Here is a 16,110-nt window from a genome sequence, read left to right as displayed (position 1 = left end):
CGAGGCCGGGGCAGGTCACACGGCCTACTTCGGATACAGCGGTGGCAGGTTGCCGCTCTCTGCCGACGGCGCCTGCACCTGCTCTGCGGGCGGGATGGTCCCGATCGCCCGCCACAGTTCATCCCCGTGCCAGTACTGGCCGCTCTCGCTGTACAACGCCCCGTTCAAACCATCCAGCGCATCCGACAACGGCACGAACCGCGCCGCCATCTCGGCCAGGGTTTCCGGCTGCTGGCGCGCCCAGGCGTCCAGGGCCTGGCGCGTGGCCTGCGGGTCGTTGGCCTGACAGGCGCGCTTGAGGTCGTCGAGCAGCGTGCGCGGGCTCGGGCCGGTCTGCGCGGCGCGCAGTACCGCCGGCTGCGAGCGGGCGCGCCACCACAGGGTGAAACCGAGCAATGTGGTCAGGGCCAGGATCAGCGTGGCCAGTTGCCAGGGCCACAGCAGGCGGCTGGCGCTGCTGCTGTCGCCGACCGGGGTGTCGGCGCTGAGCGCCGGGTTGTCCTGCACGCTGAGGGTGCGCGCCGGCAGGCTGGTCTGCTGCAGGTGGTCTTCGAGGGTGTTCCACCAGGTCACCTCCAGCGCCGGCAGGGCCAACTCGCCGCTGTGGGTGGGCACCAGCGCTTCGCGCTCTTCGCGGTTGGCGACCATGCCGCGTTCGCTGATCTCGTTGCGCAGCAGTGGCTGGTCCGGGTAGCGGCGCAGGCCGACTGCCTCGGTGGCCGGCAGCGGCGGCAGCTGGGTGCTCGACAGCCCGTCGGCGCGCAGGGTGACATTGCGCGTCAGCGAGTCGCCGATCTGGGTGGGCTGGCTGGCCGGGTCGGGGTACCAGTGCTCTTCCAGGGTCAGGTTGCGTGCCGGCAGCCAGGGGCGGTCTTTCGGATAGTTGGCGGGGATTGGCTTGACGGTCAGGCGCAACGGCAGCGAACTGACCTGCACTTGGCGGCCGACCCGGGGGCTGCCGGCCGCTTGGGTGCCGTTGTCGGCGGCGGTGGCGGTGAACTGCAGCGGTGGGATTTCGAGCTCGCCACTTTGCTGCGGGTAGAGCGCGTAACGGGTTTCGATCACCCCGTGGCGCACACCGTTGATGTCTTTTTCATAGGTGCGCGACTCACCCAGCGGGTCGACCTTGGCGTTGTCCAGTTGCAGCGGGCTGAGGCTGCTGTCGTCGTACAGCGCCACCGAATGATAGATGCGCAGGGTGAGCACGGCCTGGGCCTGCACATACACTTCGTTGCTGTCCAGGGTGGTCTCGACGAACACCTGGGAGGCGACGTCCGGGCGTTGGCTGTCGGCCTGCTGCACTTGCAGGTCGATGGCCTGGCTGTGGGACTGCCCGAGTTGCAGTTCGGGGATGCGCAGGCTGCCGCTGCGCCGTGGCAGCAGGGTGATGATCCAGCGGGTGCTGGCGCGGGTTTCGCCGTCAAGGCTGTGCAGGCTGTTGAGCTGGCGCGTGCCGCGCACCTCGAAGTCGGCGTCGAGGGCATGCAGGTCGGGTTTGCCGAACTGGGTGACGTCCTGGCTCTCGAGGGTGAGCTCCAGGGTTTCGCCGGCTTCCAGGCGCGTGCGGTCGACGCTGGCCTGCAGGGTGAGTTCGGCCTGGGCCGCCAGGGCCCACAGCAGGGCAAGGAGAAAGACGCCGAGGCGACTCATCGTGAGGTTTCCTGATGCAATTGCTGTTCATACCAGAATTTGCGCCGCAACAGCTCCGCCGGGTTGTCGGGGATCTCGCGCAGCCATTGTTCCAGGGCCTGGCGCTGTTCGGCGTCGAGGCTGGTGGAGACCGGCCGCTGTGGCGGCTGGGTGACACTGTCATCGTTGCCCCCGGCAGTGCCGGGCGCTGTCTGGCTGGTGTTGCCGTTGGCATTTTCGGCGGACTGCTCTGGCTGGGCCTGCTCATCGGCGCCAGGGGTTCCCTGGGCGCTGGATGAACTGCTGTTGCCTTGGTTGTCGGTGCCGGGTGTGTCCTGGGCATCGGCATTGGCCGGCGGTTCTTCGGCCTTGGCCTCGCGCTGTTGCAGCAGCTGCTGGACCAGGGCCTGGTTGTCCAGCGCCGGCTTCAGGTCGGGCTGGCGCTCCAGCGCCTGTTCGTAGGCGTCCAGCGCCGCTTCCAGCTCGCCGGCGCGGGCCAGGGCATTGCCTCGATTGTAGTGGGCGGCGGCGTCGCTGCCTTGGGCAAAGGCGGCGGCGGCGCCAGCAAAGTCGCCGGCCTGGTACAGGGCCATGCCGCGCCATTGCGGGTCCTGGAAGTGGCGCGCGGCCGCCGCCGGTTGCTGACGCTGGAGCAACTGCTGGCCCTGCTGGTCCGGCCGGCGCCACAGGTCGTTGAACTCGAAGGCCTGGCTCGGTTGCGGCAGCGCCAGCAGCAGCGGCAGGCAGAACAGCCAGCCGCGCCGCCCGGCGCAGGCGGCCAGCAGCAGCAGGGGCAGCAACAGCCAGTAACCCTGGTCGGCCCAGCTGTCCAGTTGCACGGTCTGGCCGTCGTTGCGCAGCAGGCGCGGGTTGTCGAACAGGCCCAGGCCGCGCAGGTCGAGGTCGTCGATACGGGCGTGGCGGTAGCGCCCGCCGGTGCCATTGATGAAGCTCTTGAGCGCGGCGCTGTCCAGGCGCGGCATGAGGATGCCGCCCTGGTCGTCCTTGAGGTACTCGCCGTTGGCCTGGCGCACGGGCGCGCCTTCAGTGCTGCCGATGCCCAGCATCAACAGGCTTGGGCCCTGGCGGCCCAGGGCCTTGCTGATGCCGTCGCGCTCCTGTTCGCTCAGGGCCGAGCCGATCAGCAGCAGGCGGCCCTGGCCAAGGCCGCTCTGGGCCAGCAGCGAGAGGCCTTTCTGCACGGCCAGGTCGGCGCGCTGGCCGGGCTGCGGCATGATCGACGGGTCGATCGATTCGAGCAGATTGCGCGTGGTGCCCAGGTCGTCGGACAGCGGTACCAGGGTGTGCGCGGAGCCGGCATAGACCACCAGCGCGGTCTGGCTGTCACGCCGGTGTTCGAGCAGGTCGAGGATCTTGCGCCGGGCCTGCTCCAGGCGGTTGGGCGCGGTATCTTCGGCGAGCATCTGCGGGGTGAGCTCGAGCAGGATCACCAGCGGGTCGGCGGGGCGCTGGCGGGTTTCTTCAAGGCGCTGCCAGCTTGGCCCGAGCAGGGCCAGCACCACCAGCAGCCAGGCCAGGCCCAGGGCGACCCAGGGCAGTTTGCTGGTGCTGCCGCTGCCGCCACCGAGCAGCACGGCGTGGAACTGCTGGGGCAGGATCAGCTGCCAGCGCCCGGCACGCTTGCGCCGGTGCCAGAGCTTGAACAGCAGCCAGCCGAGCAGGGGCACTACCAGCAGCCAGAGTGGGCGCAGCCATTGCGGCCAGAGTTCGATCATCGCCGCCTCCTCAGGCGCAGGCGCTTGAGGCGCTGGCGCCATTCGGGGTGCGGCTGCAGAAAGCGCGGTTTGCGCAGCAGGCGTTGCAGCAGGTTGTCCGGCCACTGCACGGCCACCACCAGCAGCACGCTGAGCAGCAGGGCCAGGGCCAGCGGCCAGGCGTACAGCTCGCTGGCGGTGCGGGCCTGGGTGGGTTGCTGGGCCACCGGTTCCAGTTGGTCGAGGGTGTCGCCGATGGCGTTGAGCTCAGCGCCGTCATGGGCGCGGAAGTAGCTGCCGTGGGTGATGTCGGCAATCTCCTTGAGCGAGGCTTCGTCCAGGTCCAGGCTCGGGTTCAGCCCGAGCAGGCCCGGGGTGCCGCTGGCCTCGGGGTTGGCGCCGATGCCGATGGTATAGATGCGCACGCCTTCCTGGGCCGCCAGGCGGGCGGCGGTCAGCGGGTGGATCTGCCCACCGTTGTTGGCGCCGTCGGTGATCAGCACCAGCACCCGGCTTTGTGCCGGGCGCTGGCGCAGGCGCTTGACCGCCAGGCCGATGGCGTCGCCGACGGCGGTGTTCTTGCCGGCGATGCCGATCTGCGCTTCGTCGAGGAAGGTGCGCACGGTACGCCGGTCGAAGGTCAGCGGGGCCTGCAGGTAGGCCTGGCTGCCAAACAGGATCAGCCCGACCCGGTCGCCCTGGCGGTCCTGGAGGAAGTCGCCCATCAAGGCCTTGACCAGGTCCAGCCGGCTGATTTCCTCGCCCTGCCACTGCATGTCGGGGAAGTCCATGGAACCGGACACATCCACCGCCACCAGCAGGTCGCGGCCGCTGGCCGACACCGGCACCGGCTCGCCCAGCCATTGCGGGCGGGCGGCGGCCAGCAGCAACAGCAACCAGATCAGGATGAACGGCGCCTGTTGGCGCCAGGTCGGCAGGTTCAGCCGCGCGCGGCGCCCGGCCAGGCCTTCGAGCTCGTCGAGGAAGCCGACCTTGAGCACCGGCTCGCCACTGTCGGCGGCGGGCAGCACCAGGCGCGCCAGCCAGGGCAGCGGGAACAGCGCCAGGAGCCACGGCCAGGCCAGTTCAAACATGCTTGCGGATCCAGGTTTCGACCGCCTGGGCGAGCCCGGCGATGGCTTTGTCGTCGAGCTTGCACTCGGGCTTGTAGGCGCCTTCGACCAGCACCATCCAGCGCGTCAGGCCGGCGGCAGGGCAGCGGTTGTCGAGGAAGGCCAGCCATTGCCGGCCGTTGAGGGTATGGCTGTTGGCGCCGGGGTAGTGGTTGCGGCACAGGCGTTTGAGCAGGGCGTTGATCTGCTGCAGCCAGGCACCGGCCGGCACACCGTCGTAGGGGCGCGGCAGGCGCGCCAGTTCCGCCAGCGCTTCGACGCGCACCGGGTCCAGCGGCAGTTCGGCACGCACCACCTTGCGCTTGCCCGGGCGCCAGCGGCGCAGGCGCCAGGCACCCCAGGCCAGCAACGGCAGCAGGGCCAGCAGCAGCCACCAGCCCGGCGCCGGTGGCCACAGGCCGATCGGCGCCGGGGCGATCAGTGGCTGCAGCTGATCCAGTGGGTTCATTGGCGGCTCCCGGAACGCTGGGCATTCAGGTATTCGCGCAGTTGCTCGATCATTTCGCTCTGGGTGCTCAGTGGCATCAGCACTACCCGCAGTTTTTGCGCCAGCAACTCCCAGCGCTCGATGCGTGCTTCGGCCTGCTGGCGGTAAGCCTGGCGCAGGCTGGCGTCGAGGGTGTCGAGTTCCAGCTGCGCACCGCGCTGGGCGAAGCGCAACAGGCCGGCGGCGGGCAGGGCGTGGTCGAGCGGGTCGCTGACCGGCAACAGCAGCACGTCGCAATGGCGCGAGAGCATCGCCAGGTGTTGCTCGACGCTGGCGCTGAGGGCGCGTTCGTCGCAGATGACGATGGCCAGGCTGCCAGGGCGCAGCACCTCGCGCGCCCGGCGCAGGGCCAGGCCCAGGCTGTCGGCCTGGGGCAGGGCTTCGGTATGCAGGGCCTGGTTGACTTTCGCCAGGCGGTTGAGCAACTGCAGCAGGCTTTGTTTGCTGCGCCGGGGTTTGATCTCCAGGTGCTCGTTGTCACCGAACACCAGCCCGCCGATACGGTCGTTGTGGCCCAGTGCGGCCCAGCCGAACAGGGCAGCGGCCTGGGCCGCCAGCACCGACTTGAACATCAGCCCTGAGCCGAAGAACAGGCGCTGGCTCTGTTCGACCATGATGAAGATCGGCCGCTCGCGCTCCTCATGGAACAGCTTGGTGTGCGGCTCCTGGGTGCGCGCGGTGACGCGCCAGTCGATGTTGCGCACATCGTCGCCGGCCTGGTAGACCCGCACCTGGTCGAAGTCCACCCCGCGCCCGCGCAGCTTGGAGTGGTGCAGGCCCACCAGCGGGCTGCGTTGCCCGGGCCGCGAGAACAGCTGGATCTCGCGCACGCGGTGGCGCATGTCGATCAGGTCGGCGAGGCCGATGCGGATGCCGGAGTCGGCCAGCGTGCGGGTGGGCATGGGTTCAGGCGACGGCGACGACGTCGAGGATGCGCTGCACCACGCGGTCCTGGTCGACCCCCGCGGCCTCGGCCTCGAACGACAGGATGATGCGGTGGCGCAGCACGTCGAACAGCACCGCCTGGATGTCCTCGGGGCTGACGAAGTCGCGCCCGGCCAGCCAGGCGTGGGCGCGTGCGCAGCGGTCCAGGGCGATCGAGCCGCGCGGGCTGGCGCCATAGGCGATCCAGTCGGCCAGTTCGCTGTCGAACTTGGCCGGGGTGCGCGTGGCCATCACCAGTTGCACCAGGTATTCCTCCACGGCGTCGGCCATGTACAGGCCGAGGATTTCCTTGCGTGCGGCGAAGATGGCCTGCTGGCTGACCCGTCGCTCGGGTTTCACCTCGCCGCCCAGTGCTTCGCCGCGGGCCTGCATAAGGATGCGCCGCTCGACCGCAGCGTCGGGGAAGCCGATCTTCACGTGCATGAGGAAGCGGTCGAGTTGGGCTTCGGGCAGCGGGTAGGTGCCTTCCTGCTCGATCGGGTTCTGCGTGGCCATCACCAGGAACAGCGGCGACAGCTCGTAGGTGCTGCGCCCGACGCTGACCTGGCGCTCGGCCATGGCTTCGAGCAGCGCCGACTGGACCTTGGCCGGGGCGCGGTTGATTTCGTCGGCCAGCACCAGGTTGTGGAAGATCGGCCCCTGCTGGAACACGAAGCTGCCGGTTTCCGGGCGGTAGATTTCGGTGCCGGTGATGTCGGCGGGGAGCAGGTCGGGGGTGAACTGGATGCGATGGAACTCGGCTTCGATGCCCTCGGCGAGCTCTTTGATGGCCTTGGTCTTGGCCAGGCCCGGAGCCCCTTCCACCAGCATGTGGCCGTCGGCCAGCAGCACGATCAGCAGGCGCTCGACCAGTTTTTCCTGGCCGAGGATCTGGGAAGAGAGAAAGGTGCGCAGCGCGTTCAGCGCCTCACGGTGTTCCATCGTCGACGGTTCCTGGGAGTGGGCCTGGGGTGCGCTGGGGCGCGGTTGCCGGGCGGGGGGATACTTTAATCTATCCGGGGGTGCGGGGCCTAATGGGCGGGGGTAAAAATCTTGAAAAGAAAGGGGGGGAGGGTAGCCGGGAATTGCGTCAGGAGCACCGGGTGTTCGCCTTGGTTTTTGGGGTGGGGCACAAATCGAGCGCCGCCCGCGCGGCGCTTCGCGGGTGAACCCGCTCCCACAGTTTGTTTCGGGCCAATTATGCCTGTGAGGGTACCGCTGCCCGCCTTGGTACATGCCTCAAGTCAGGTGAGGCGTCAGTGGTGCCCACCTTACTACCGCGTCGTGCCAACAAGGCAGACCAGGTAGTGGCACAGGAGAAACTGGCCCGAAACAAACTGTGGGAGCGGGTTTACCCGCGAAGCGCCGCGCGGGCGGCGCTCGATTTCACAGGCGCAACACCTCTCAAGGCGAACACTTCTCCACCCTTTCCCCAAAGTTGGAAAGCTTCTTGCAAAGCCAGCGCCAGGCGCCACCCAGGCGTCAAAGTTTTGCTTCAAGAGGACTCGCGGTGGATCGCACTCAGTTAATCAGCAACGCGCGCAACAACCTGGCCGGTCTCGGCAGGGGCAACCTCGGCGTGCCGCTGTTACTGCTGGTGATGTTGGCAATGATGATGTTGCCGATACCGCCGTTCCTGCTCGACGTGTTCTTCACCTTCAACATCGCCCTGTCGATCGTGGTCCTGCTGGTGTGCGTCTATGCCCTGCGCCCGCTCGATTTCGCCGCCTTCCCGACCATCCTGCTGGTGGCCACGCTGTTGCGCCTGGCGCTGAACGTCGCGTCCACCCGGGTGGTCATGCTGCATGGTCAGGAAGGGCATGGCGCCGCGGGCAAGGTGATCCAGGCGTTCGGTGAAGTGGTGATCGGCGGCAATTACGTCGTCGGTGCGGTGGTGTTCGCCATCCTCATGATCATCAACTTCGTGGTGGTGACCAAGGGTGCCGGGCGTATCTCCGAGGTGAGCGCGCGTTTCACCCTTGACGCCATGCCCGGCAAGCAGATGGCCATCGACGCCGACCTCAATGCCGGCCTGATCGACCAGGCCCAGGCCAAGGCGCGTCGTAGCGAAGTGGCCCAGGAGGCCGAGTTCTACGGCTCGATGGACGGTGCCAGCAAGTTCGTCCGTGGCGATGCCATCGCCGGCCTGCTGATCCTGTTCATCAACCTCATCGGCGGCATGCTGATCGGCATGCTGCAGCACGACATGACCTTCAGCGATGCCGGCAAGGTCTACGCGCTGCTGACCATTGGTGACGGTTTGGTGGCGCAATTGCCATCACTGCTGCTGTCCACCGCTGCTGCGATCATGGTGACCCGTGCTTCGGGCTCCGAGGACATGGGCAAGCTGATCAATCGGCAGATGTTCGACTCGCCCAAGGCCCTGGCGGTTTCCGGCGCGCTGATGATCGTCATGGGCCTGGTGCCGGGCATGCCGCACATGGCCTTCCTCAGCCTGGGCGGGGTGGCCGCCGGCGCTGCCTACCTGGTGTGGAAGAAGCAGCAGAAGGCCAAGGCCCAGGCCCTGGAAGAGATTCAGCGCCAGCAGGACCTGCTGCCATCGCCGCAGCGTGCCATGGACACCAAGGAGCTGGGCTGGGACGACGTCACCCCCATCGACATGATCGGCCTGGAGGTGGGTTATCGCCTGATTCCGCTGGTCGATCGCAACCAGGGCGGCCAATTGCTGGCGCGGATCAAGGGCGTGCGCAAGAAGCTGTCCCAGGACCTGGGCTTCCTCATGCCCACCGTGCACATTCGCGACAACCTCGACCTGCAGCCCAGTGCCTATCGCCTGACGCTGATGGGGGTGATCCTGGCGGAGGCCGAGATCTACCCGGACCGTGAACTGGCGATCAACCCCGGCCAGGTGTTCGGCACGCTCAACGGCATCGCCTCGCGCGACCCGGCGTTCGGCCTGGAGGCAGTGTGGATCGATGTAGGCCAGCGCGCCCAGGCGCAGTCGCTGGGTTACACGGTGGTGGATGCCAGCACCGTGGTCGCCACTCACCTCAACCAGATCCTGCAGAAGCACTGCCATGAGCTGATTGGCCATGAAGAGGTCCAGCAGTTGCTGCAGGTGCTGGCCAAGGCGTCGCCGAAACTGGCCGAAGAGCTGGTGCCGGGTGTCATTTCCTTGTCGGGCTTGCTCAAGGTTCTGCAGGCGTTGCTTTCCGAGCAGGTGCCGGTGCGCGACATCCGCAGCATTGCCGAAGCCATCGCCAACAACGCAGTGAAGAGTCAAGATACCGCCGCGCTGGTGGCGGTGGTGCGGGTCGGGTTGTCCCGCGCTATCGTTCAAAGCATTGTCGGCGTTGAGTCCGAGCTGCCTGTGATCACCCTGGAGCCAAGGTTGGAACAGATCTTGCTCAATAGTTTGCAAAGGGCCGGGCAAGGTCAGGAAGACGGTGTTCTTCTTGAGCCAAGCATGGCCGAAAAGCTTCAGCGCTCGTTGATCGAGGCGGCCCAGCGTCAGGAAATGCAGGGCCAGCCGGCCATCCTCCTGGTGGCGGGCCCGATCCGCGCCATGCTGTCGCGTTTTGGTCGCCTGGCTGTACCGAATTTGCATGTTTTGGCGTATCAGGAAATACCTGACAACAAGCAAGTCACCATTGTTGCCACCGTGGGCCCCAACGGCTGAGGTAGTGGGTTATGCAAGTTAAGCGTTTTTTCGCCGCCGATATGCGTCAGGCCATGAAGCTGGTTCGTGATGAGCTTGGCTCCGATGCCGCCATCATCGGCAACCGGCGCATCGCTGGCGGTGTCGAGTTGACGGCCGCGCTGGACTACAAGCTGTCCGCCCTGGCCCCACGGGTGCCGAATGCCGAGCTTGAGGACGAGTTGCGCAAGACCCAGTCGCGCATCGTCACCGCCCAGGCTGAAATCAGCGGGCGCAACGAAATCGGCGAGGGCAACCGGCAGTTGTTCGCCGGCCAGTCGCTGACCGCCTCCGAGCCGCTGGTCGAGCCGCATGTCGACGCGCCGGCGGCGCCTGCCGCACCGGCTGCCGCGCCGGTCGACCCGCGCCTGTTCGACGCCATGCGCTCGGAGCTCACCGGCCTGCGCGAGCTGCTCGAAGTGCAGCTCGGTTCGCTGGCCTGGAGCCAGTTGCAAGGTAACAAACCCCAACAGGCCAACCTCTGGCGCCGCCTGCAGCGCCTGGGCTTGTCGGGCGGGCTGGCCCGCGAACTGCTGGAGCTGACCGCCGAAATCGAAGAGCCGCGCCACGCCTGGCGCATGGTCCTGGCGCACCTGGCGCGGATGATCGACGTGCCCGAGGTCGAGCCGATCGAGGAGGGCGGGGTGATCGCCATGGTCGGCCCGGCCGGCATGGGCAAGACCACTACCCTGGCGAAACTGGCCGCACGCTATGTGCTCAAGTACGGCGCGAGCAATATCGCCCTGGTGAGCATGGACAGCTTCCGCATCGGCGCCCAGGAACAGCTGAAAACCCTGGGGCGCATCCTCAATGTGCCGGTTACCTACGTCGACCCGGGCGAGTCCCTGGCCCAGGCGCTCGAGCCGCTGCTGCGCAAGCGCGTGGTGCTGATCGATACCGCCGGCCTGCAGGCCAGCGACCCGGCGCTGCGCATGCAGCTGGAGACGCTGGCCGGCCGCGGCATCGCCTCGAAGAACTATCTGGTACTGGCCACCACCAGCCAGAAACAGGTGCTCACCGCTGCCTACCACAGCTACAAGCGCTGCGGCCTGGCCGGTTGCATCCTGACCAAGCTCGATGAAACTGCCTGCCTCGGTGAAGTGCTGAGCTTGGCCATCGGTCACGAATTGCCGATTGCCTACCTGACCGACGGGCCACGCATTCCGGATGATCTGCAATTGCCGCGCAAACACCAGTTGGTGAGCCGCGCGGTGAGCGTACAGATGCAGGACGAGCCCAGCGAAGAGGCCATGGCCGACATGTTCGCTGATCTCTACCACAACCCCGGCAAGCGGGCGGGGTGAAGGTGAACACTGTGCAAAGTACCTACATCATGGGGTTGCCCGGCCTGGCCGCGGCGCTGAGCATCAAGCCCCTCATGTGGCCTGGGTCCAAGCAAGACAAGGTAAACAACAGACATGGGTAGCATGCATCCCGTACAGGTGATCGCCGTCACTGGTGGCAAAGGTGGCGTCGGCAAGACCAACGTTTCAGTGAACCTGTCCCTGGCGCTGGCCGAACTCGGCCGCCGGGTCATGCTGCTCGACGCCGACCTGGGCCTGGCCAATGTCGACGTGCTGCTGGGCCTGACACCCAAGCGCACCCTGGCCGACGTCATCGAAGGCCGTTGCGAGCTGCGTGACGTGTTGCTGCAGGGCCCGGGCGGGGTACGCATCGTGCCGGCCGCCTCGGGCACCCAGAGCATGGTGCACCTGGCGCCGGCCCAGCACGCCGGCCTGATCCAGGCGTTCAGCGAAATCGGCGACAACCTCGATGTGCTGGTGATCGACACCGCCGCCGGGATCGGCGAGTCGGTGGTCAGCTTCGTGCGTGCGGCGCAAGAGGTGTTGCTGGTGGTCTGCGACGAGCCCACCTCGATCACCGATGCCTACGCCCTGATCAAGCTGCTCAACCGCGACTACGGCATGAATCGTTTCCGCGTGCTGGCCAACATGGCGCAGAGCCCGCAGGAAGGGCGCAACCTGTTCGCCAAATTGACCAAGGTCACGGATCGCTTCCTCGACGTCGCCCTACAATACGTCGGCGCCGTGCCCTACGACGAATGTGTGCGCAAGGCGGTGCAGAAGCAGCGGGCGGTCTATGAGGCCTTCCCACGGTCCAAGTGTGCGCTGGCCTTCAAGGCCATCGCGCAGAAGGTCGACAGCTGGCCGCTGCCAGCCAACCCACGCGGGCACCTGGAGTTTTTCGTCGAGCGTCTGGTGCAGCCCACCAGCGCGGGGCCAGTGCTATGAGTGCGAGCGGATTCAAGATGTACAGCAAGGCGTCGAAGGACGCCCAGTACGAGCTGGTCGAGCGCTACGCGCCGCTGGTCAAGCGCATCGCCTACCACCTGCTGGCGCGCCTGCCGGCCAACGTGCAGGTCGAGGACCTGATCCAGGCCGGCATGATCGGCCTGCTGGAAGTCGCCAACAAGTACGACGCCAGCAAGGGCGCCAGCTTCGAGACCTACGCCGGCATCCGCATCCGCGGCGCCATGCTCGACGAGGTGCGCAAGGGCGATTGGGCACCACGTTCGGTGCACCGCAATACGCGCATGGTCAGTGACGCAATGCGCTCGGTTGAAGCAAGAACTGGTCGCGACGCTAAAGATCACGAGGTTGCTGCCGAACTCCAATTGAGTCTCGATGATTACTACGGGATTCTGAACGACACCTTGGGCAGCCGCCTGTTCAGTTTTGACGACCTGTTGCAGGACGGTGAACACGAAGGTTTGCACGAGGACGGGGCCAGCGGCCAGCTGGAGCCATCGCGTGACCTGGAAGACGAGCGCTTCCAGCGCGCCCTGGCCGAGGCGATCGCCAACCTGCCGGAGCGTGAGCGCCTGGTGCTCGCGCTGTACTACGACGAAGAGCTGAACCTCAAGGAAATCGGTGAGGTGCTGGGGGTCAGCGAGTCACGTGTCAGCCAGTTGCATAGCCAGTGCGCGGCGCGTTTGCGCGGCCGCCTGGGGGAATGGCGGGCACGCTGAGCCCGGGTTCGATGCAGTCGTTTTTTGCTCTACCGAATTGATTGACTGCGCGCTCGGCGCCGAGCGCGTTTAAGACTGCTTGGAGGTCTACTTGAACAAAGACATGAAAATCCTCATCGTTGACGACTTTTCGACGATGCGGCGGATCATCAAGAACCTGTTGCGTGATCTGGGGTTCACCAATACCTCGGAAGCTGACGACGGCAACACCGCGTTGCCGATGCTGGAAAGCGGCCACTTCGATTTCCTGGTGACCGACTGGAACATGCCGGGCATGTCCGGTATCGAACTGCTGCGCAAAGTCCGCGCTGACGAGCGTCTGAAGCACCTGCCGGTGCTGATGGTGACCGCCGAAGCCAAACGTGAGCAGATCATCGAAGCGGCCCAGGCCGGGGTAAACGGCTATGTGGTCAAGCCTTTCACCGCCCAGGTGCTCAAAGAAAAGATCGAGAAGATCTTCGAACGCGTCAACGGCTGAGTCACCTCAGGGGGCGCCATGGAGTCAACCAACAACTCTCTGGGTGAGTTCGAATCAACCCTGAAAAAACATGCCCAGGAACTGGTCGAGAGCCTCGAGCGCGGCCGTTTCGGCGATGCGGTGCAGCTGATTCATCAGCTCAACCAGACGCGCGACCGGGGCTTGTATCAGGAAGTCGGCAAACTCACCCGTGAACTGCACAGTGCGATCGTCAGTTTCCAGATCGACCCGGCGATGCCGCAGGCCGAGGAGGTCTCGCAGATCACCGATGCCACCGAGCGCCTTTCCTACGTGGTGCGCCTTACCGAAGGCGCGGCCAACCGCACCATGGACCTGGTGGAGGAGAGCACGCCGGTGCTCAACACCCTGGCCAGCGAAGCCCAGGACCTGTCCGCCGATTGGCAGCGCTTCATGCGCCGCGAAGTGGCGGCGCCGGAATTCCGTGAGCTGGTCAAGCGTGTCGACAGTTTCCTGACGCACAGTGCCGAAGGCAACCGCAAGGTCGCCGGGCACCTCAACGATATCTTGCTGGCTCAGGACTATCAGGACCTGACCGGCCAGGTGATCAAGCGGGTTACCGCGCTGGTCACCGAAGTAGAAAGCAATCTGCTCAAGCTCGTGCTGATGGCCAGCCAGGTCGACCGCTTCGCCGGTATCGAACATGACCACCAGCAGCTGCGCGCTGAAAAAGATGAAGAAAAACATCCGACTCGGGGTGAAGGTCCGCAGATTCATGCCGATAAGCGTGAAGACGTCGTGTCCGGTCAGGACGATGTCGATGATCTGCTGTCCAGCCTGGGTTTTTAAGGAGCACGTTTAATGAGCTTCGGCGCCGATGAAGAAATCCTCCAGGATTTCCTGGTAGAGGCCGGCGAAATCCTCGAGTTGTTGTCCGAGCAACTGGTCGAGCTGGAAAGCCGGCCCGATGACGCGGACCTGCTCAATGCGATTTTCCGCGGTTTCCACACTGTAAAAGGGGGCGCCGGCTTCCTTCAGCTCAACGAACTGGTGGAGTGCTGCCACATCGCCGAAAACGTGTTCGACATCCTGCGCAAAGGTGAGCGCCGGGTCGACGCGGAACTGATGGACGTGGTGCTCGAAGCGCTCGACACGGTCAACAGCATGTTCGGCCAGGTGCGTGAGCGCACCGATGTCACCCCGGCCACCCCGGAGCTGCTGGCGGCGCTGTCGCGCCTGGCCGAACCGGGTGCCGCCCAGGCACCAGCCGCCATGGTCGAGGCCGCGCCAGTGGCCGAGGCCAGCGCCGAGCCGGACATCACCGACACCGAGTTCGAGCAACTGCTCAACTCGCTCGATGCGGTCAAGGCCGAGGCCGAGGCCGAGCTGCATGAGCAGATGCAAGGCGAGGCGCCGATCACCGGCGGTGACGAGATCACCGACGCCGAGTTCGAAAACCTGCTCGACCAGTTGCACGGCAAAGGCCAGTTTTCGACCGAAGTGGCGGCCAGCGAGGCGGCAAGTGCCGCTCCCGCTGCTGCCAGCGACGAGATTACCGACGACGAGTTCGAGTCGTTGCTTGACCAGTTGCACGGCAAGGGCACCTTCGCCGTCGATGCACTGCAGGGCGCTGCCGCGCCGGCTGCAAGTGCCGCGCCTGCTGCTGCGGGCGATGACATCAGCGAGCATGAATTCGAAGCGCTGCTGGACCAGTTGCATGGCAAGGGCAAGTTCTCCGGCGAAGCGGCGGTTGCCGAAGCACCCGCTGCCGCCGTGGCGGCCGCGCCCAAGGCAGAAGCAAAGCCTGTGGCCAAGCCTGCACCTGCACCTGCGCCAGTTGCTGCCCCGGCCCCGGCTGCGGCTGCCAAGCCGGCTGCTGCGGCTCCCGCCCGTGCCCCGGCACCGGCTGCCGAGAAGCACGGCGCCAGCGAAGCGGAAACCACGGTGCGGGTCGACACTGCGCGCCTGGACGAGATCATGAACATGGTCGGCGAACTGGTGCTGGTGCGTAACCGCCTGGTGCGCCTGGGCCTGAACAGCGGCGACGAGGCCATGTCCAAGGCCGTGTCCAACCTCGACGTGGTCACCGCCGACCTGCAGACCGCGGTCATGAAGACCCGCATGCAGCCGATCAAGAAGGTCTTCGGTCGCTTCCCGCGCCTGGTCCGTGACCTGGCGCGCCAGCTCAAGAAAGAGATCAACCTGGAGCTGGTCGGTGAAGAGACCGACCTCGACAAGAACCTCGTCGAGGCCCTGGCCGACCCGTTGGTGCACTTGGTGCGCAACGCCGTCGACCATGGTGTCGAGATGCCCGACGAGCGCGAAGCTTCGGGCAAGGCCCGTACCGGCCGCGTGGTGCTGTCGGCGGAACAGGAAGGCGACCACATCCTGTTGTCGATCTCCGACGACGGCAAGGGCATGGACCCGAGCGTGCTGCGTGCCAAAGCCGTCGAAAAGGGCCTGATGGACAAGGACGCCGCCGACCGCCTGAGCGAGTCGGACTGCTACAACCTGATCTTCGCCCCGGGCTTCTCGACCAAGACCGAGATCTCCGACGTGTCCGGCCGCGGTGTCGGCATGGACGTGGTGAAGACCAAGATTTCCCAGCTCAACGGCTCGATCAACATCTTCTCGGCCAAGGGCCAGGGCTCGAAGATCGTCATCAAGGTGCCGCTGACCTTGGCGATCATGCCGACCTTGATGGTGATGCTGGCCAACCAGGCATTCGCCTTCCCGCTGGTCAACGTCAACGAGATCTTCCACCTCGACCTGTCGCGCACCAACGTGGTCGACGGCCAGGAAGTGGTGATCGTCCGCGACAAGGCGCTGCCGCTGTTCTACCTCAAGCGCTGGCTGGTCCAGGACCAGGCGCACGAGGAGCAGCACGAAGGCCACGTGGTGATTCTGTCGGTGGGCACCCAGCGCATCGGCTTCGTGGTCGACCAGTTGGTGGGGCAGGAAGAAGTGGTGATCAAGCCGCTGGGCAAGATGCTGCAGGGTACCCCGGGCATGTCCGGCGCCACCATCACCGGTGACGGCCGTATCGCGTTGATCCTCGACGTTCCGAGCATGCTCAAGCGTTACGCCGCCCGGCGTATTTGATTTCGGTGGCGCGCCCTGGCGGGTGCGCCACCTAATG

Annotated in this window: 13 protein-coding genes; 7 read left to right on the top strand and 6 right to left on the bottom strand. The window is 66.1% G+C overall.

Annotated features, from left to right (window positions below; translation table 11 throughout):
* Nucleotides 1–24: 24 nt before the first annotated feature.
* From ACO6VM_RS03580 to ACO6VM_RS03555, 6 genes are read right to left on the bottom strand one after another with little or no spacing between them, the layout of a single operon-like run.
* Nucleotides 25–1,650 (bottom strand): BatD family protein, encoded by a 1,626-nt coding sequence (locus ACO6VM_RS03580; RefSeq protein WP_401056807.1) that lies wholly within the window; start codon nucleotides 1,648–1,650, stop codon nucleotides 25–27.
* The gene (locus tag ACO6VM_RS03575; protein WP_422402769.1) at nucleotides 1,647–3,365 is read right to left on the bottom strand and encodes a vWA domain-containing protein; all 1,719 of its coding nucleotides are present in this window, start codon (nucleotides 3,363–3,365) and stop codon (nucleotides 1,647–1,649) included. The genes ACO6VM_RS03580 and ACO6VM_RS03575 overlap by 4 nt, the downstream gene beginning before the upstream one ends.
* Entirely contained in the window at nucleotides 3,362–4,438 is a 1,077-nt protein-coding gene (locus tag ACO6VM_RS03570) for a vWA domain-containing protein (protein WP_125463289.1), read from the bottom strand. The genes ACO6VM_RS03575 and ACO6VM_RS03570 overlap by 4 nt, the downstream gene beginning before the upstream one ends.
* Nucleotides 4,431–4,925, bottom strand: coding sequence for a DUF4381 domain-containing protein (locus tag ACO6VM_RS03565; RefSeq protein WP_125463290.1), 495 nt, complete (start codon nucleotides 4,923–4,925; stop codon nucleotides 4,431–4,433). Before ACO6VM_RS03565 ends, ACO6VM_RS03570 begins: the two co-directional genes overlap by 8 nt.
* Complete coding sequence (locus ACO6VM_RS03560) at nucleotides 4,922–5,866, bottom strand: DUF58 domain-containing protein (protein WP_347149232.1); 945 nt, start codon at nucleotides 5,864–5,866, stop codon at nucleotides 4,922–4,924. Before ACO6VM_RS03560 ends, ACO6VM_RS03565 begins: the two co-directional genes overlap by 4 nt.
* A 4-nt stretch (nucleotides 5,867–5,870) precedes the next feature.
* The gene (locus ACO6VM_RS03555) at nucleotides 5,871–6,830 is read right to left on the bottom strand and encodes an AAA family ATPase (protein ID WP_401056810.1); all 960 of its coding nucleotides are present in this window, start codon (nucleotides 6,828–6,830) and stop codon (nucleotides 5,871–5,873) included.
* A 568-nt stretch (nucleotides 6,831–7,398) separates the two neighbouring features.
* Here ACO6VM_RS03555 and flhA point away from each other — a divergent pair.
* The 7 genes from flhA (at nucleotide 7,399) to ACO6VM_RS03520 (ending at nucleotide 16,073) form a co-directional block, all read left to right on the top strand.
* A complete protein-coding gene (gene flhA / locus ACO6VM_RS03550) occupies nucleotides 7,399–9,528 on the top strand; it encodes a flagellar biosynthesis protein FlhA (protein ID WP_401056811.1) in 2,130 nt (709 codons plus the stop codon).
* A gap of 11 nt (nucleotides 9,529–9,539) precedes the next feature.
* Nucleotides 9,540–10,850 carry a flagellar biosynthesis protein FlhF gene (gene flhF / locus ACO6VM_RS03545; protein WP_390967362.1) on the top strand — a complete coding sequence of 437 codons (1,311 nt, stop codon included), beginning with the start codon at nucleotides 9,540–9,542 and terminating at the stop codon, nucleotides 10,848–10,850.
* A gap of 114 nt (nucleotides 10,851–10,964) precedes the next feature.
* Complete coding sequence (fleN, locus tag ACO6VM_RS03540) at nucleotides 10,965–11,798, top strand: flagellar synthesis regulator FleN (protein ID WP_008093270.1); 834 nt, start codon at nucleotides 10,965–10,967, stop codon at nucleotides 11,796–11,798.
* Complete coding sequence (gene fliA, locus ACO6VM_RS03535) at nucleotides 11,795–12,535, top strand: RNA polymerase sigma factor FliA (protein ID WP_110995267.1); 741 nt, start codon at nucleotides 11,795–11,797, stop codon at nucleotides 12,533–12,535. Before fleN ends, fliA begins: the two co-directional genes overlap by 4 nt.
* A gap of 103 nt (nucleotides 12,536–12,638) precedes the next feature.
* Complete coding sequence (locus ACO6VM_RS03530) at nucleotides 12,639–13,013, top strand: chemotaxis response regulator CheY (RefSeq protein ID WP_178125875.1); 375 nt, start codon at nucleotides 12,639–12,641, stop codon at nucleotides 13,011–13,013.
* Nucleotides 13,014–13,031: 18 nt separating this feature from the next.
* Nucleotides 13,032–13,820, top strand: a complete 789-nt coding sequence (locus ACO6VM_RS03525) for a protein phosphatase CheZ (RefSeq protein WP_125463293.1) — start codon at nucleotides 13,032–13,034, stop codon at nucleotides 13,818–13,820.
* Between the two features lie 12 nt (nucleotides 13,821–13,832).
* Entirely contained in the window at nucleotides 13,833–16,073 is a 2,241-nt protein-coding gene (locus ACO6VM_RS03520; protein WP_422402768.1) for a chemotaxis protein CheA, read from the top strand.
* The last annotated feature ends 37 nt before the right edge of the window (nucleotides 16,074–16,110 follow it).

It is taken from the genome of Pseudomonas sp. GZD-209 (genome assembly GCF_049310485.1).
Lineage (GTDB): Bacteria > Pseudomonadota > Gammaproteobacteria > Pseudomonadales > Pseudomonadaceae > Aquipseudomonas > Aquipseudomonas sichuanensis.
Note: the sequence above shows the minus strand (reverse complement) of the source record. Positions and strands in the feature narration are given on the sequence as shown.

What these genes read in the sequence shown, in the direction of transcription:
- ACO6VM_RS03570 (WP_125463289.1), bottom strand. Translation starts at nt 4,438, where the DNA reads ATGTTTGAACTGGCCTGGCCGTGGCTCCTGGCGCTGTTCCCGCTGCCC.
- ACO6VM_RS03575 (WP_422402769.1), bottom strand. Translation starts at nt 3,365, where the DNA reads ATGATCGAACTCTGGCCGCAATGGCTGCGCCCACTCTGGCTGCTGGTA.
- fleN (WP_008093270.1), top strand. Translation starts at nt 10,965, where the DNA reads ATGGGTAGCATGCATCCCGTACAGGTGATCGCCGTCACTGGTGGCAAA.
- ACO6VM_RS03530 (WP_178125875.1), top strand. Translation starts at nt 12,639, where the DNA reads ATGAAAATCCTCATCGTTGACGACTTTTCGACGATGCGGCGGATCATC.
- ACO6VM_RS03565 (WP_125463290.1), bottom strand. Translation starts at nt 4,925, where the DNA reads ATGAACCCACTGGATCAGCTGCAGCCACTGATCGCCCCGGCGCCGATC.
- ACO6VM_RS03580 (WP_401056807.1), bottom strand. Translation starts at nt 1,650, where the DNA reads ATGAGTCGCCTCGGCGTCTTTCTCCTTGCCCTGCTGTGGGCCCTGGCG.
- ACO6VM_RS03555 (WP_401056810.1), bottom strand. Translation starts at nt 6,830, where the DNA reads ATGGAACACCGTGAGGCGCTGAACGCGCTGCGCACCTTTCTCTCTTCC.
- ACO6VM_RS03560 (WP_347149232.1), bottom strand. Translation starts at nt 5,866, where the DNA reads ATGCCCACCCGCACGCTGGCCGACTCCGGCATCCGCATCGGCCTCGCC.
- ACO6VM_RS03525 (WP_125463293.1), top strand. Translation starts at nt 13,032, where the DNA reads ATGGAGTCAACCAACAACTCTCTGGGTGAGTTCGAATCAACCCTGAAA.
- ACO6VM_RS03520 (WP_422402768.1), top strand. Translation starts at nt 13,833, where the DNA reads ATGAGCTTCGGCGCCGATGAAGAAATCCTCCAGGATTTCCTGGTAGAG.
- fliA (WP_110995267.1), top strand. Translation starts at nt 11,795, where the DNA reads ATGAGTGCGAGCGGATTCAAGATGTACAGCAAGGCGTCGAAGGACGCC.
- flhF (WP_390967362.1), top strand. Translation starts at nt 9,540, where the DNA reads ATGCAAGTTAAGCGTTTTTTCGCCGCCGATATGCGTCAGGCCATGAAG.